The following is a 16,507-nucleotide window of genomic DNA, read 5'->3' on the forward strand; positions in this document are numbered from 1 at the left end:
TCCGTTGCTACCGGACCTCCACCCTGCAAGCATCGTTTCGTGCAGGCTTCTTTTCACGACTTCGTTGGCAAAACGATCTTGATGAGTCAATCAGCGGGCCGGAAACCTGGTCAGATTGGGCCGAACAAACCGATTTATCGGAATATCCAGCGTGCCATTGTCCGCCCCGAGCCTGAAGCTGCGGTCAGGCCCGAATTCTAAACTGCCGCCTGATGTCAATTCCGCAGATCGCGGCCATGCCCGGATCAAACCGCTGCTCTGGCTACGGTCGATTGAAATACGGAACGTTTGATACCCCAGCAGGTGTTCCAGTTTGCCATTAACCTTTTCAATCGCAAGCAGTGAGCGGCCAAGCGCAACCAGACCTGCGTCGTCAGCACCACGGCCATGTTTCTCGGCCTCGCCGACATGTTGATGGCCGCAAAGATGCAGGGCAAAACGACCACCGGGGGAGATTGCAGGGTAGAATGTATTTTTGAGGTTGTCTTTGGACAGCCAAGTTCGGGGCTGGTGAGTCAGCAGGATGGAGGCGTCGAGCGTCTCGGGCCAGTCGAGCCCGACCTCGTTGAGCAGAGTATTGAATTGCCGGACATGGATTGCGAGCCGTCCTTCGAAATCTCCCTCTCCCACCTGCAGAGCGGTCGAGTTCAAACCGACGACGCCAAAGCGGGCACCGGATTTTTCGAATGTCGCGGTGAAGTCACCGGGCAACAGGCCCTGCCTGATCGATAACCCGGGGGCCCGTGCGGCGCAGGCGTCCCACCAGGACTTGTAGTTTTTGAACATTGCTTCGACCAGGCGACTATATTCCGATTTCTTGTTGTCAAGTAACTCGTCCCATACGTCCCTTCCTTGCTCGCGTAGCATTTCATTTTCGAGGTGCGAAAGGACGACTGAAGCAGCCTTGGTAGCAGGCGGACGCTGCAGATCATGGTTGCCAGGTATCGCCAACAATACGGGATCCGCCGAGCCAAGCTGGCGCAACTTTGTATTCAGATCATCGAGGAATGTGTTGACCCTCGAGAATTGCTCGACTTTGCCGCTAAAGGCCAGGTCACCGGTAAAGATGATCAGGTCCCATGGCCCTGAATGCTCATGCGTAAGTTCGAGGTCTTTAAAAAAGCCAGACCGCATCCTGGGATAAAAGTCGGCATAAGATCGCTGCCCGCAGTGAAGGTCCGTGATGTGAAGTATGTTGAGTTCGGCCCTTACGGTAGAGACCGCAGGCGGCCGGATCGGCGGCGCGGCAGCGTCTGTGAGTTCTGCCGGCAATCTGCAAACCCACTCGTTCTGATTTTGTGACAAAGTCACGTCATCAGAAAACGTACGATAGACAACCTTCACCTGAACGACAGCAATATGGTCGAATATCTCGATCGTTGGGTCTTTATCGCGCGTTGATGGGATCGTGGCGAGCTGGCGGCTATTAATAAAGAAGAACACGGTGGCGCCCTCCACCCGGGCACCTCCAGCGTCTCGGATTGATACCTCAATCCGCCGGGATGGGACGTCTGACATCAGCAGCAGACACGAGCGACGATGCCGTCTTGGCGGCAAATCACGCAATTGGTGCCCTGTGTATTGTCAGCGCAAACGACGACGCATGTCGCTGCTGTGACCGCATCATGGAATGTGCTGCCAAGGAAGCGACGATCGGGTAGCGCTAACAGGCTGAGCACACTATCATACGGAAAGTTGCTCATCTGCATGCGGCACTGGTCCTCACCAATACCGAAATAGATCGTCAGATCACCAGTGTAACCAGCAGGTGTCGAAAAAGGCCGTTGTACGAGCAAACCGCCAGGCGGGAATGCCTCGTTAAGGAAGACTTGGTTGCCTTCAACCGAGACCGTGGAACCGGTCGTGGCGCCGGGGGCCGATGACAGGTAGATCTCCAGCGGCATGCGATCCCTCCTCTTGGTCTTTTAGCCTTGTGTGCAAGTATTTCGGGAGCTTGCACAGGAACAGCGAATGCGGCAATGGGCGCCGTCATCAATGCGCCCTCCCCCTGCCGATCAACCAGCCTCGCGGCTGTCAGAACTCCTACCCTGGAACTGGGCCAAAGCCCGGGAGCGCGGCGCAGCCGCTTGAGCAAAACCCCCTACGGCACTGGCCGGATGGATACTCTCTATGTGCCACAAGGGTGCCATCTCTGTAGTGCTACATTCAATGACCGCATAACCCCCATTGTGGTAAGATAATCGGCGTCCATTCTCTCTAGCAGCCGAACTGGCGGGCCGCCCGAGACCCGGGCGTCTGTCAGAAGATAACCCAACGGCGCCGGGCAGCTGTCCGGCAACGCGACACCATTGTCATAGCTGTCCTGGTTCGGTGCGACGCCCCGGTCACATGCCCAGCCTCAGTAAACAGGCGTGCTCGTCACAGGAACCGACGGCGCTAAATGCGAAACCTGGTGTCGGTTGGGGCATTGAGCGGCGGATGGGTCTACCGCGAACCTGTCGGCGGATATCCGGACCCAGAACCCGCTGGTATCATGGACAGGTTTGATCACTCATCCGCCGCAGCAGGTCCAACGCGTCACCCGTTGCCTCTCCCACCGCAGTGTTATCGAAAATGCACCAGTCGCCGGATCGCAGCAGGCCCGCCATCCGCTCGAGAAACGCCGCCGGATAGTCCGAATAGTAGATGCGTGGCGACCCGTGCAGCCGGCGATACACCACCCCCAGCCAACCGCCCGGTTCGCCCGCCCGGGGCACCACCGCCGGATCGGCCGCGACACGAGCAACCCGGAGCCCGGCCAGCAACGCATCCACGTCATCGGTGAACCAAGTGGCGTGCCGAGGCTCGCAGACCACGTCGCCATCGAACCGTTTCCGGACGGAGGCGAAAAACCCGTGGACGACTCCTTCATCGAACCGCAGACTGGGGGCCAACTGCACGAGCAACGGCCCCAGCCTGTCGCCCAGCGCCCCAACCTCCGCCAGGAAGCGATCCAACACGTCAGTCGCGTCAACCAGCTTGCACCGATGCGTAATCTCACGGGGCATCTTGACCGAGAACTGAAACCCGTCCGGCACGCCGGCAGCCCAGCGCGCATAAGTCGCCGGCTGGTGCGGACGGTAGAAGGACGAATTAATCTCCACCGCCGAAAACCGACGAGCATAACGCTGCAGATGGGTACCCGCGTCCGAAAACGCCGCGGCATGAGGCTTGGGAATGCTCCAGCCCGCGGTCCCGATCCGGAGCGTGGCTATTCCTTCACCGCCCCGGTCATCGACGACACATAATACTCCACGAAGAACGAGTAGATGATCGCCACCGGCACCGATCCCAGCAACGATCCCGCCATCAGCGATCCCCACTGATACACGTCACCGGTGACCAGTTCGGTCAGGATCGCCACCGGAACCGTCTTCTTCTCGGTGCTCTGGATGAACGCCAGCGCATAGATGAACTCGTTCCACGACAGGGTGAACGCGAAAATTCCGGCCGAAATCAGCCCCGGCACCGCCAGCGGCAGCGTGATCCGCCACAGGATCTGCAGGCGGGACGCCCCGTCGATCAGCGCGCATTCCTCCAGCTCATACGGGATCGACTTGAAGTAGCCGATCAGCAGCCAGGTGCAGAACGGGATCAGGAACGTCGGATAGGTCAGGATCAGCGCGAACGGGCTGTCGAACAGGCCGAACTGGAAGATCAGCGTGGCCAGCGGAATGAACAGGATTGTGGGTGGCACCAGATAGGCCAGGTAGATCGCCAGGCCGACATGCTGGGCACCCCTGAACCGCAGCCGCTCGATCGCATAGGCGGCCAGCACGCTGGCCCCCACCGAAATGAACGTCGCCGCCGTGGCGATGCCCATCGTGGTCATCAGCCAGCGCGGATATTCGGTGTCAAACAGCAGCTTCTTGATGTTGTCCAGCGTCGGCGAGTGCACCCAGAACGGATTGTACTGCTTGTAGTTGTACATCTCGTAGTCGGGCTTTATCGACGTGATCGCCATCCAGTAGAACGGGAACAGCAGCACGATGATGAAGATGGCCAGCGGGATATACACCGTGATGGTGCGGCGCGCCCGCGAATCCCAGCTCAGCAGCTCCGGCGCATCCTTGGTGGAGGCGGCAAGCTCGACCTCCTGCGTAGTCACCGCGGCAGTGTCAGTCATTGTCGCTTCCTTGCTGCCATTTGCGGCGCCCGACGCCGAAGAAACACACCAGCGTCGCCACCAGCAGGAACGGGATCATCGACACCGCGATCGCCGCGCCCTCCCCCAGTTGCGACCCCGGGATGGCCCGCTGGAACGCCAGCGTCGCCATCAGGTGGGTGGAGTTGAACGGCCCGCCCCGCGTGATCGCATACACCAGTTGGAAGTCGGAGAACGTGAACAGCACCGACAGCGTCAGCGCCACCGACAGGATCGGCATCAGCAGCGGCACGGTGATGCGGCGGAACTGCTGCCAGCCGCTGGCGCCGTCCAGCAGCGCCGCCTCATACAGCGACGGCGAAATGGTTTGCAGGCCGGCCAGCAGCGTGATCGCCACGAACGGAATGCCGCGCCAGATATTGGCGACGATCAGCGACCACCTGGCGGACCAGGGCGAACCGAGGAAGTCGATGTAATGCGTCCGCCAGTGCAGCACGTCCACCAGGACGAACGACACGATGGAGAACTGCGGATCGTAGATCCACCACCAGGCGATCGCCGACAGCACCGTCGGCACGATCCACGGCAGCAGCACGATTGCCCTGATGAACGCCTTGAACGGGATGTGGTTGTTCAACAGCAACGCCAGCCACAGCCCCAACAGGAATTTCCCAACCGTCGCCACGGCCGTATAAAAAATCGTGTACCAGACCGCCCCCCAGAACACCGGATCGCTGAACAGGGAATAGAAATTGTCCAACCCGATATACTCGCCGGGTTGGCCAATCGTCGTGTCGGTCATCGACAGCCACAGACCCAACCCCAGCGGGTAGGTCAGGAACACCACCAACAGCCCCACCGTGGGCAGCAGGCAAAGCGCGACCAGGAACGGTTTCGAATCAAACAATCGGCCGATGCGGGAATGCTGCTTTCGCGGCTTCCATTCCAGAGCCAGGTCGCCGGTCGTCGCGTCCATGGTCGCGTCTCCCTGTTATGTTCTAAGAGCGTAATTCACGCACTCTGACTTTCCGCCTCGCGCGATCACGCTCTCACCCCTTAAGGTAACGGGCCGCCTGCCTGGCGGCCTGTTTGACCGCGGCTTCCGGCGTGGCGTTGCCGGTGGCGACCGAGGCGAACATGTCGACCAGCGTATAGTTGGCCGCGACCGCGGACGACGCCGCCGAGATCGGCCCCTTGTAGCTGTCGTAGTACGGCGTATCCATGCTGTCCACATACGGCTTCAGCTTCGGATCGGCGTCCCAGAACGCCATCTTGCCGTACGCTTTCAGCGAGTTGGACCAGTATCCCAGGCAGCCCGCCAGCCAAGGCGCGTATTGCGGCGCCTCCATCATGAAGCGCAGGTATTCCTTGCAGGCGTTGGGATATTTCGTGTGCTTGAAGGCCATCGCGTTGACCACCAGCGACGATGACGGCGACTTCTTGGCCAGGCCCAACGGCGGTATCTGATGATTGGTGTCCGCCGCGATCGCCTGCAATTTCGGATCGGACGAGTTCTTCGCGACGTAGTAGATCGACACGCCATTGAACGTCAGGCTGACATCGCCCGCCGCGAACGCCTTGTTGTTGCTCGGGTCACCCCAGGACAGGGTGCCCTCGATCATCTGCGGATACAGTTCCTTGGCATAGTTCAGCGCGGCGATCGTCTCCTTCGAGTCCAGCGAGACCTTGCCCTTCTCATCGGTCAGCGACGCCCCGAACGACCACAGCAGCCAGTCGGCGAACCCATTGCCGTCACCCACCGCGTGGCCCAGCGCGAAGCCGATCGGGTGGTTGTTCTTCCTCAGCTTCGTCGCCATCGCCAGGAACCCGGCATGGTCGTTCGGAATGCTGTCGTAACCGGCCTCCTTCAGCCAGGACACACGATAGACCGAGGCCGCCCCGCTGCCGCCCATCGGGATCGCCAGCCAGTCCTTGGTGCCCCAGCGGCAGGAGTAGATCTGCGCCAACTGGTGCCAACCGCCGTATTTCGCCCCGAGGTAGTTGGCGAGGTCGTTCATCGGGATCAGCTTGTTGGCATAGATCTGCGGGTCGGAGCCGAAACCGACGATGATATCCGGGCCGGCGCCGGTGTTCGCGGCCACCGCCGTCTGCGGACGCATGTCCTCCCAGCCGACGAAGTCCACGCGGACAGGAATGCCGGTCTGGTCGGTAAATTTCTTCGTGTTCGCCCGGAACAGCGTTTCATCGGGGTCGACGAACTTGGCCGGGCGTAGCACGCGCAGCGTAGCGCCGGGTTCGGCCTTGAAGCCGGGGGACTTCACGTCCGCCGTCGGCACGTCCAGATCGGCCGCACGCGCGCCGATCACAGGCAAAGTAGCCGAGCCAATCAGCGCGGCAGTGCCGGACAAAAACGTGTCACGGCGAGTCAAGCCAGCCATTCGATTTCCTTCCCTTGCACGGCGACGTGCCGCGCCTATTGCGGCTCATGCCTAGCGCGAGTGCAGCGCCGCAACAAGGGAGGTCACGACAGCCGCGTCAGAAGGGGCTGCTCGCCGTAACTGGCCAAGGGTTCGAGGCATCGATGGTGGAAGCAAACGCGAGTCGCGTCACAGCGTGGACCGACCACAAGTCGATCTTAAAGCGATGGTCAGGCCAGCCGGGTCGTCAAACATTCAATTGCCATTAGGCAAATTATACCAGATGGTTATAAAGACAGTGAGAAACACCGACGATGTCGTAAAGGATGCCAACACCTGCGAGATACGCCTGATGGCCAGGTTGTCTACGCTGACCGAGACCCGCCTGCCAATTTTGTAGTTCAGCCAGCACCCTATCGCCATCATGACCAGCATGACGAAACCAGAATACGATTTATTCAAGCCCATCACGATAAGAATCATTAAAGCACACATGAACACTGACAAGGCATTCGAATATATTTTATCCCGACGCCCATATCCCGTATGATATCCGGTGCGTGGCGCTATGGTGCCCTTCAGTTGCACGATCCGTCGTTCGAGATATTCGGGTTCGATTATATTTTCTCCTGACTTGGTCATAAAATCTTTAATGTTCAATAACTCCATATACTCCTTGGCCCGCTGCAAATGCACGGTTTCCCGACGAGCGTAGAACAGAACGTTTCCTATAGAGATCAGTCCACCGAAAAATGCCGCCTTCAGCACATCCGATATGACTTCGACGACCCAGCCGCCCTCGAAAATCAACTCATTCAGCTTATCCGCAAGGGTCATAGGACTGCCATCCCTGATGGTGGCCAGAACACACACATATGTAGACGAGACAGATATAATATTGCAATAAGCAATCTATCAACCCAATACGATGGGCCGTTATACTGTATGCCGTTTGATTCCAGACCTGGACAATACCCCGCCTGCCGTCCACCGAAAGGCGAAGGCGACCGCTCGCCTTCGCCTCATGGCAACCGTCAGGTCTTGTAGTAGCGTTGAGCCTGCTGCGCCGCCCGCTTGGCCGCATCCTCCGGCGTGGCGTTGCCGGTAACGACCGAGGCGAACATGTCCACCACGGTGTAGTTGGCCGTCACCGCTGACGACGCCGGCGTCACCGGCCCCTTGTACCCGTCGTAATACGGCGTATCCATGCCGGAGGCGTATGGCACCAGCTTCGGGTCCTGGGTCCAGAATGCCATCTTGGAATAGGCCTTCAGCGAGTTCGACCAATACCCGATGCAGTTGGACAGCCAGGGGCCGTACTGATCCGCTTCCATCATGAACCGCAGATAATCCTTGGCGGCGTTCGGATACTTGGTGTGCTTGAACACCATCGCATTCATCGGCGTCGCCGACATCGGCGACCGGGACGCCAGACCCTTCGGCAGCAACTGGTGCTGGGTATCCACCGCCATCTGGTTCAGCTTCGGATCGGGCGAGCTTTTCAGGAAGTAGTAAATCGACACGCCATTGAAGGTCATGCCGATATCGCCCGCGGCGTAGGCTTTGTTGTTGCCGGAATCGTTCCACGACAGGTTGCCGGACACCTGGGTCTTCTGCAGCTCCGTCGCGTATTTCAGCGCCGCGATCGTTTCCTTGGAGTCGAGCGCGATCTTGCCGTCTTCATCCACCAGCATGGCGTTGAACGACCACAGCAGCCAACTGGCGAAGCCGTTCGCATCACCCAGCGCGTGCCCCAGCGACATGCCGAATGGGTGGCCGGCCGTGTGCAGCTTTTGGCACAGGGTCAGGAAACCCTCGTGATCGTCGGGGATCTTGTCGTAGCCGGCTTCCTTCACCCAGGACTGGCGATAGACCGTCGGGCCGGCGCCACCGCCGATCGGGATCGAAAGCCATTGGTTGGTTTTCCATTTGGTGCCGTAGAGTTTGGACAGTTCCTGCCAGCCGCCGTATTTCGCCCCCAGATAGTCGGCGAGGTCGGTCATGTCGGCGATCTTCGACGCATAGATCTGCGGATCGGAGCTGAAACCGACCACAATATCCGGCCCGGCGCCGGTATTGGCGACCACGGCGGTCTGCGGACGAATATCCTCCCAACTGATGAAATCGACACGCACCGGTATCCCCGTGGCGTCGGTGTATTTCTTGGTGTTTTCGCGCCAATACACCTCATCCGGGTCGATGAACTTCGCCGGCCGCAGCACCCGCAGCTCGGCACCTTTTTCCAGCTTGTAGTCCAGAGGCTTCACATCGGCGGTCGGCACGTCGGTCACGGCGGCGCGGGCACCGATAGTCGGAATAGACGCCGCCGCGATCGACGCGGAGGCAAGCGTGAGTGACTCACGCCGGCTGATGGTCATGCTGTTAGCTCCCTACCCGGTCTTTGGCCGTCGGAGCCCTTGGCGACCGGAGACCCGGAGCCCCTTGGGACCGATTATTCCGCCCGAGCGACGGAAAGGTAAAGGGGGCGACCCAGGCGACACCACTTCCTCGTCATGGCGGGCGAAGGCCCCCGACATCCCTCCCACGTCACGTCGAGCGAACGCCCCCCGGCACCCCTCCCACGTCACGGCGGGCGAAGGCCCCGGCATCCCTTCCACGTCATGGCGGGCGAAGGTCCCGGCATCCACGCCTTGCGGTGCCAACCCCAAAACAGGCATCCATGTCGCCGGTCAAAAAGGCAGCCACCCATGAGAATGCCCAGAACCGTCCGAAGCGCCGAGACCCTAGGCCGCGTCCGCCTGTCGCACTCGTTCTTCGTGCGCGACTTCCTGCACAGCGAAATCGCCGCCATCCACGGCATCAGCAACATGCCCGACGACCCGGACCTGGCGATCGCGGCGGGCCGGCGTTTATGCGAGGAATTGTTGGAGCCGCTGCAGGCGGTGTTCGGCCGGGTGGCGATCCGGTCAGCCTATCGGTCGGTGGTTTTGAATGCGTACGGAAACGCGCATAGGTATAATTGTGCTTCGAACGAGCGCAACTACGCTCGGCATATCTGGGATCGCCGGGATGCGTCCGGTTGCATGGGCGCGGTGGCGTGTGTCGCGCTGCCCTGGCTTGTCGATCGGATGGAGGCGGGCACGCCGTGGCAGGCGATGGCGTGGTGGATCCATGACCACCTGCCCTATAGCGAATTGCAGTTCTTCCCGAAGCTGGGCGCGTTCAATATTGGGTGGCATGAGCGGCCAAAGCGCACGATCTACAGCTACATCGCACCGCGGGGTTATCTGACACGGCCGGGGTTTGCGAACCATGTTGAGGGTCATGGGCAGTTTTATGAGTGCTTTCCGGGGCTAGAAGGCGATTATCTTGCCGATCGTGAATCAGTTTGAATTTACGCATGCAGTGAAGACCGGACACAGAGCCGAGGACTGGTTTTCGCCCGTCCGGACGTTGTGAAATCGGTCCAGTTTCGGTCATCTCGCCATGCGCCCCTGGCTGCCGTTCAACGAAGAGACGGCCACTCTGGGCGCGGTCAGTCCATCGGCGCGGGTGGAGAACGCAGCCTCGCACTCATGTTAACCAGATCGGCGAGAGAGCCGGCCTGCATCTTTCGCATCACCTGCCCCCGATGCGCTTTCACCGTGATCTCGCTGATGCCCAACTCGCCGCCGACCTGCTTGTTCAACAGGCCGGAAACCACCAACGCCATGACCTCGCGCTCACGCGGGCTGAGCGATGCGTAACGCTCACGCAACGCACGCAGTTCGGCCGCTTGATCCAACGCTGCCTGGCTGCCCTGGATTGCCTGCTGGATAACACCCAACAGCACATCATCGCTGAATGGTTTCATCAGGAACTCAATAGCGCCGGCCTTCATCGCCTTCACCGTCATCGGCACGTCGCCATATCCGGTCAGGAAGATGATTGGTATGCCGGCATCATCGGCGGCGATGCGCTTTTGCAGCTCGAGACCGTTGAGATCAGGAAGATTGACGTCCAGAATCAGACAGCTCGGGATGGAAATACGGGAATACGACAGGAACTCTTGAGCTGACGCGAACGCGTGTGGCTGCCAGCCCGCGGTGGCAATCATCAGTTCAAGTGATTCGCGGATCGATACATCATCGTCAACGACGTACACGACCGGTGTAACCTGCGGCATGGAGCATGCACCTGGTTCACGGCTGGGTGCCGTCATTAGACCCATGTATGTCCGTCAGGTGCAAGGGTCTGGCGAAGGGTCGCTCAGCGGGTCTGCAGGGCCGTCTCGAGCGCGTCCAGCAGGGCCGTATCGGTGAATGGCTTCAACAAACACGCCACCGCCCCTCGCTCCAGCAGGCGCGGACAGACGGTTTCATCGCCGTGAGCGGTGATGAAAACGATGGGAATATCTCGTTGCCGCGCCATCAATTCCTGTTGAAGATCGGGTCCGGACATCCCCGGCATGGCGATGTCGAGGACCAGACATTTGGTCTGCTCTACGTAGCCGGACGCGAGGAATGCCTCCGCCGAGGCGAACGACTGCACGGCGAAGCCAAATTCCTTCAACAAATCGGGAAGTGACTCACGCACGGATTCATCGTCATCGACGACCGTCACGAGCGAATGCATGACCATCACCGCCCCCCCACGACGCGCGGCGTACCAGCCACCGCGGATGTCCAACTGGCGCTTGCCCCGCCGGCGCCGGGCGCTCCCTCGGACCGCCGAGGGATGGAAAAGGCAAACGTGGCGCCTGGGCCGTCATTCGGGGCCGCCCACAAACGACCGCCGTGATTCTCGATGATGGAACGACTCACCGACAGGCCGATCCCCATGCCACCACTCTTGGTTGTGTAGAAGGCTTCGAAAAGCCGATTCACGCTTTGCGGATCGAAACCGATCCCCGTGTCCCGCACGGTCAGGCGTACATGATCGCCTTCGTCTCGTTCTGTTTTAATCATGATTTCTCTCCGGCGATCATTCACGTCCTTCATCGCGTCCGACGCGTTCAAGAGCAGATTGAGGATGACCTGTTGAAGCTGGACACGGTCTCCGGCAACCGAGGGCAGATCGTCGGAAAACGCCTGTTGCAAAGTTACCTGGTTTCTCCGGATATCAGTCAACGACAACGCGATCACCTCTTGTGCCGCTACGTTCAGGTCCACTGATTCGATTGTCGCGTCCTTCTTGGCGAACAAGGCACGCAATCGCGCAATGATGTCGGCCGCCCGGTGTCCATCGCGAATCGTGCGTCGCGCCGTTTCCCGAGCGCCGTCGACGTTTGGTGGATCAGCGGCCAACATCCGCATGCAGGTGCTGGCGTTGGTGATGATGCCTGCGAGCGGCTGGTTCACCTCATGCGCAATCGATGCGGTCAGTGCTCCGAGACTGGTGATCCTGACCATCCGAGCCAGTTCTGATCGGACGTTGCCAAGAGCCTCTTCCGAGAGCCGGCGCTGCGTCACGTCTTGGATAGCGCCGATGTATTCGAGTTCGCCGTCCTGCTCCCGGTTCCCATGAGCGATCATGTGCAGGTACTTGATCGACTGATCACCCATCAGTAACCGGCATTCGTACTCGAATCCCCTGGCATCTTTTCGGGCCCAATCGATCATCGTGTTGAACACCACAATATCCTCAGGGTGGATGCGACGACCGACCCGCTCCAACGTTATCGTTTCATTCGGCTCAAATTCGAAAATGCGATACAGCTGGTCCGACCAGGTGATTTTGTCGGTCGTCATATGCCATGAAAAGCTGCCGGTCGCGCTGAGATGTTGCGCCTCGACAAGAAATGCTTCGCTGCGCCGAAGTTTTTCCTCCGACTGCTTTCGTTCCGTGATGTCGCGCAGGTAGCCCGTGAAAGACGGGGGTCCATCCAACGGAATGCGCACGATCCCCAGTTCGACGGGAAACTCACTGCCGTCGGCACGTATCGCGGTGAGTTCGAGCCGTGTTCCGAGCACCCTCGCCTCACCCGTGGCCAGGAACCTGGCCAACCCAAGCCGGTGCGCTTCCCGAAGCGAGGGGGGGATGATGATGTCCGCCAGCGGTTTGCCCATGACGTCTTCGCGTCTGTATCCGAATGTGCGTTCGGCAGCCGGATTGAACTCGGTGATGCAACCCGTATGATCCATGGTCACGATACAGTCGAGTGCGGTGTTCAAAATCGCTGTTTTGCGCGCCTCGCTGCGCATCAGAGCGGCATCACTTTGGATACGTTCCGCGACGATACTCGCGACGTGTGCGAAATGTTCCATGAGGCTTTGGTCAAGTGCCGCGGGTGTTCGGGGCTGATCGTAGTATATCGTAAACGCACCCAGGACGTTGCCCGTCGTGGACGAAAATGGCGTTGACCAGCAAGCCCGCACGCCATGCGCCAGAGCCATTTGACGCCACCCGGACTCGATCCACCGCGTGTCAGAACCGAGGTCAGGCACAAAAACCTGTTCGTTGAGACATGCCGCCATTGGGGACGGGCCCGACCCAACGGCGACGGGCCGGCCAATGATTGAATTCATAAAGCTGGCCGGAAGGCTCGGTGCGGCCCCATGTTCCAGCCATGTGCCGCTGGAATCGACCAGAACGACACCGCAATAACATCCGCCGACGGTGTCTTCGACAAGCTGGCACAACGCCCCCAGAATGGCCGCACGCGAATGACCACGCGCCACCATTTCAAGCAAACTCTTCTCACCGGCGGGGAGCGTTTCCGCCCGCTTCAGCGCCGTAAGGCCGTCGACGGACGAGCGAAAATGTCCCTCGCCGCCGGCTGATGACCGCCGGTCATGGATATCGACATTGATTCCACCCCATTTCCCATCGACGATCGGACCGACGCGAAACAGAAACCAGCGGAACTCTCCATCGAAGCGTCGCAGGCGCGCTTCCATTTCGCCGGGCTGGTCCGAGGCCAGGATGGATTGCCACCATGCGACCAGGTCCGCCACATCGTCGGGATGGACCGCGGTCTGCAACCCCCGGCCGCGAACGTCGTCGGCGCCGAGGCCCGTGTAATCGCACCAGCGTCGATTGACAAAGTCGATCCGGCCGTCGGCGAGCGCCGTCCATATCAGCCCCGGAAGCAAATCGACCACGTCGCTGCGTTCATTCTCCATACCTGGTGCTTTCGTGACCATCGGCGGCGAGCAAAGATGCGCCGCAGTCAAGACGAAAGTCTATGATACTTTGGTGTTGGTCCGCGGCGCATCGCATCAGGCGTGGCCGCTCGTGCCGCTGATACCATAGTATCGGCAATACCATCGTCCAATAGTTTCATCGGCACCTTCCTGCTGTCATCGCATCTGTGCTTCCGTCTTCGGGTCAATCACAACAGAGCAGGAGTATGGCAATGCCTGCAGCAGTATCGTCGCCGATCGGGCGACCGTCATTGATCGATCTCCTTGTGCGCGACTGGCAACAACGAAGTGGGTCGCAGTGCCATGTTTAACGACGTTTGCGCCACCGGCGCGTCGCCACCCGCGATGTCTCAATCGGCGCGGTGGGCGCTCAGCCCGACCGAAAAATTCAGCAGCGGGAGCGCCGCCATGTCGGAACTGGGGCCAAACCTGGTCTACGAGTCTGGCCGATGGCGGTTTCACCTTGGGCGGCGTGAGTTGTACGCATGCGGTGTCCCGGTGCCCATCGGTGCCCGCGCGTTCGAAATCATGTCGGTCCTTGTCCAGTCGGCCAATGAACTGGTCGCCAAGGACACGTTGATGGATCGCATATGGCCGGGCGGGATTGTTGGAGAGAATACGTTGCACGTTCACATCGCTGCGATCCGGAAGGCCCTCGGCCGGGATCGAGCCATGCTGAACACGGTCTCCGGCCGCGGTTTTCGGCTGCTTGGCGAATGGGCTGTCCGGCGAGAGATCGCTCCCAGGGAGCCGGCGGGCCTCAAATACGCACGAATTCCGGCCAGGACGTTCCAGACGAATGTGCCTGATACGGCGGTCAACCTTATTGGCCGAACCAACGAGGTGAGACATATCCTGGATGTTTTATCATCATCTCGGGCGATCACCCTGACGGGTCCCGGTGGGATCGGCAAAACCACGCTGGCGCTGCACGTTTCCCGCTGCATTCGCCCCACGTTCGAGGGCGATATCTGGCTTGTCGAGTTTGCCGCATTAGCCGATCCAAACCTGGTGCCAGCGGCGGTGGCGGACGTCCTTGGCCTGGATCCGGGTGGCAATGAAATGACCGCCGAGGCCGTCGCCCGAGCCATCGGAAATAGGCCGCTGCTACTGGTTCTCGACAATTGCGAGCACGTCATCGACGCAACGGCCCGGCTGGTGGAAACGGTGCTTCGCCTGTGTCCGCGTACGACCGTGCTGGCGACCAGCCAGGAACCGCTGCAGATCGCCGGTGAATATGTCTGCCGGGTTCCGCCGCTGGAGATACCGCGGCAGCACGAGGCCGAACCGGAAGACCTTCTGGCATTCAGTGCGGTGCAATTGTTTGTCGCCGGGCTACAGGCGTCGGATTCGGCCTTCGTGGCGAGCCGGGAGGCCGTTTACTTGATCGCCGTCATTTGCCGGCATCTGGACGGGATCCCGCTCGCGATTGAGTTCGCCGCCGCGCGCGCCGCCACGCTTGGGGTCGAACAGGTCGCCGCCGGCCTGCGCAATCGCTTCGCGCTGCTGACCAGGGGGCGTCGCACGGCGGCGCCCCGGCACCGCACGCTGCGCGCGACGCTCGACTGGAGCTATGAGCTGCTGCCTGAGCCGGAACGCCTGCTGTTGCGCCGTTTGGCGATCTTTGCCGGCGGATTCACGCTGGAGGGGGCGACCGCCGTCATGGGCGATACCGGTTACCCCGCGTCGGCGGTTCTGGAAGGCATCGCGAATCTTGTCGCGAAATCGTTCCTGAGTCTGGATCAATCGTCGTCCGGAACCCGGTGGGCGCTGCCTGAGACGATCAGAACCTATGCTTTGGAGAAACTGGTGGAGAGTGGGGACGCTGATACGACTGGTCACCGCAATACATCCGTCCACCAAGCCTCTACCCAATCACTCTCCAACCCTTAACGCCCCAATCCGCTGCCCCGTCCGAGCATCGAACAGAAGCACCATCGCCGGGTCGGGCGTGATGTGGATCATCTCCCCCGGCTTGGCGCTCACCCATTCTCGGAACGCCGTGAGTCCCTGTTTCCGCTCGGGAAAGGTCATTTACGGCAATGACACCCCGACCTGCCGACATTGAGACATCGCCCTCGCCATGGTCCGGCGTCCCTTCTGCATCATGGCGAAGGCTCCATGCGCGTCAACATAGGCGCACGGGCGTATCCACCGTGTCATGGCCGGGCTTGGCCCGGCCACCCACGACTTTGCCGGTTCGCATGGAAAGCTATGGGTTACAAGGCCTGTCCTCAGTGACGACATGAGGGCTCCAGCCCAGCCCTCAATTCTCTATTTTTACGCCCATGGGGCAAGGGCCCGCCATTCGCTAAGGCACCCACCCATGAGAGTGCCCCCAAACCATGCGAAGCGCCGAGACCCTAGGCCGCGTCCGCCTGTCGCACTCGTTCTTCATGCGCGACTTCCTGCACAGCGAAATCGCCGTGGTTCATGGCATCAGCAACATGCCCGATGATCCGGACCTGGCGATCGCGGCTGGCCGGCGGTTGTGTGAGGAGTTGTTGGAGCCGTTGCAGGCGGTGTTCGGCCGGGTGGCAGTGCGGTCGGCCTATCGGTCGGTGGTTTTGAACGCGTACGGGAACGCGCATGGGTATAATTGTGCCTCGAACGAGCGGAATTATGCTCGGCATATCTGGGATCGGCAGGATGCGTCCGGGTGTATGGGGGCGGTGGCGTGTGTGGCGCTGCCGCGGCTGGTCGATCGGATGGAGGCGGGTGTGTCGTGGCAGGCGATGGCGTGGTGGATCCATGACACCCTGCCCTATAGCGAGTTGCAGTTCTTCCCGAAACTCGGGGCGTTCAATATTGGGTGGCATGAGCGGCCGAAGCGGACGATTTATAGCTACGCCGAACCTCGGGGGTATCTGACGCGGCCTGGGTTTGCGAACCATGCTGGTGGGCATGCGCATCTTTACGCGGGCTTTCCCTAGCTGGAA

14 protein-coding genes are annotated in these 16,507 nt (G+C 60.4%); 3 read left to right on the plus strand and 11 right to left on the minus strand.

The annotated features are described in order from the left end of the window. Positions 1-90: 90 nt before the first annotated feature. From GSQ89_RS15695 to GSQ89_RS15730, 8 genes are all read right to left on the minus strand, one after another. Positions 91-1,458: a metallophosphoesterase gene (locus GSQ89_RS15695; RefSeq protein WP_158926759.1), complete on the minus strand. Its 1,368-nt coding sequence runs from the start codon at positions 1,456-1,458 to the stop codon at positions 91-93. A gap of 59 nt (positions 1,459-1,517) precedes the next feature. Further along, the gene (locus GSQ89_RS15700; RefSeq protein ID WP_158926761.1) at positions 1,518-1,904 is read right to left on the minus strand and encodes a hypothetical protein; all 387 of its coding nucleotides are present in this window, start codon (positions 1,902-1,904) and stop codon (positions 1,518-1,520) included. Positions 1,905-2,492: 588 nt separating this feature from the next. Beyond that, the gene (locus GSQ89_RS15705; RefSeq protein ID WP_158927001.1) at positions 2,493-3,215 is read right to left on the minus strand and encodes a DUF72 domain-containing protein; all 723 of its coding nucleotides are present in this window, start codon (positions 3,213-3,215) and stop codon (positions 2,493-2,495) included. After that, a complete protein-coding gene (locus GSQ89_RS15710) occupies positions 3,212-4,126 on the minus strand; it encodes a carbohydrate ABC transporter permease (RefSeq protein ID WP_158926763.1) in 915 nt (304 codons plus the stop codon). Before GSQ89_RS15710 ends, GSQ89_RS15705 begins: the two co-directional genes overlap by 4 nt. Further along, positions 4,119-5,081 (minus strand): carbohydrate ABC transporter permease, encoded by a 963-nt coding sequence (locus GSQ89_RS15715; protein WP_158926765.1) that lies wholly within the window; start codon positions 5,079-5,081, stop codon positions 4,119-4,121. Before GSQ89_RS15715 ends, GSQ89_RS15710 begins: the two co-directional genes overlap by 8 nt. Positions 5,082-5,154: 73 nt before the next feature. Beyond that, complete coding sequence (locus GSQ89_RS15720; RefSeq protein ID WP_158926767.1) at positions 5,155-6,504, minus strand: ABC transporter substrate-binding protein; 1,350 nt, start codon at positions 6,502-6,504, stop codon at positions 5,155-5,157. A 234-nt stretch (positions 6,505-6,738) separates the two neighbouring features. Continuing rightward, entirely contained in the window at positions 6,739-7,320 is a 582-nt protein-coding gene (locus GSQ89_RS15725; RefSeq protein ID WP_158926769.1) for a hypothetical protein, read from the minus strand. 197 nt (positions 7,321-7,517) lie between these two features. Beyond that, the gene (locus tag GSQ89_RS15730; protein WP_158926771.1) at positions 7,518-8,861 is read right to left on the minus strand and encodes an ABC transporter substrate-binding protein; all 1,344 of its coding nucleotides are present in this window, start codon (positions 8,859-8,861) and stop codon (positions 7,518-7,520) included. A 330-nt stretch (positions 8,862-9,191) separates the two neighbouring features. Between GSQ89_RS15730 and GSQ89_RS15735 the strand changes: the two genes are divergently transcribed. After that, positions 9,192-9,836 carry a hypothetical protein gene (locus GSQ89_RS15735; RefSeq protein WP_158926773.1) on the plus strand — a complete coding sequence of 215 codons (645 nt, stop codon included), beginning with the start codon at positions 9,192-9,194 and terminating at the stop codon, positions 9,834-9,836. A gap of 143 nt (positions 9,837-9,979) precedes the next feature. Here the strand turns inward: GSQ89_RS15735 and GSQ89_RS15740 are convergent, their stop codons facing one another. The 3 genes from GSQ89_RS15740 to GSQ89_RS15750 all read right to left on the minus strand — a co-directional run bounded on the left by GSQ89_RS15740 (position 9,980) and on the right by GSQ89_RS15750 (position 13,568). Then, positions 9,980-10,609, minus strand: coding sequence for a response regulator transcription factor (locus tag GSQ89_RS15740; RefSeq protein WP_158926775.1), 630 nt, complete (start codon positions 10,607-10,609; stop codon positions 9,980-9,982). 83 nt (positions 10,610-10,692) lie between these two features. Beyond that, a complete protein-coding gene (locus tag GSQ89_RS15745) occupies positions 10,693-11,064 on the minus strand; it encodes a response regulator (RefSeq protein WP_158926777.1) in 372 nt (123 codons plus the stop codon). Then, on the minus strand, positions 11,064-13,568 hold the full coding sequence (locus GSQ89_RS15750) for a PAS domain S-box protein (RefSeq protein ID WP_371734253.1): 2,505 nt from the start codon (positions 13,566-13,568) through the stop codon (positions 11,064-11,066). Before GSQ89_RS15750 ends, GSQ89_RS15745 begins: the two co-directional genes overlap by 1 nt. A 408-nt stretch (positions 13,569-13,976) precedes the next feature. Here GSQ89_RS15750 and GSQ89_RS15755 point away from each other — a divergent pair, with 408 nt between their 5' ends. Then, entirely contained in the window at positions 13,977-15,461 is a 1,485-nt protein-coding gene (locus tag GSQ89_RS15755; RefSeq protein WP_158926781.1) for a winged helix-turn-helix domain-containing protein, read from the plus strand. A 452-nt stretch (positions 15,462-15,913) separates the two neighbouring features. Continuing rightward, the gene (locus GSQ89_RS15760; RefSeq protein WP_158926783.1) at positions 15,914-16,501 is read left to right on the plus strand and encodes a hypothetical protein; all 588 of its coding nucleotides are present in this window, start codon (positions 15,914-15,916) and stop codon (positions 16,499-16,501) included. Positions 16,502-16,507 lie beyond the last annotated feature (6 nt).

This window comes from Acidisphaera sp. S103 (assembly GCF_009765975.1).
GTDB lineage: Bacteria > Pseudomonadota > Alphaproteobacteria > Acetobacterales > Acetobacteraceae > Rhodopila.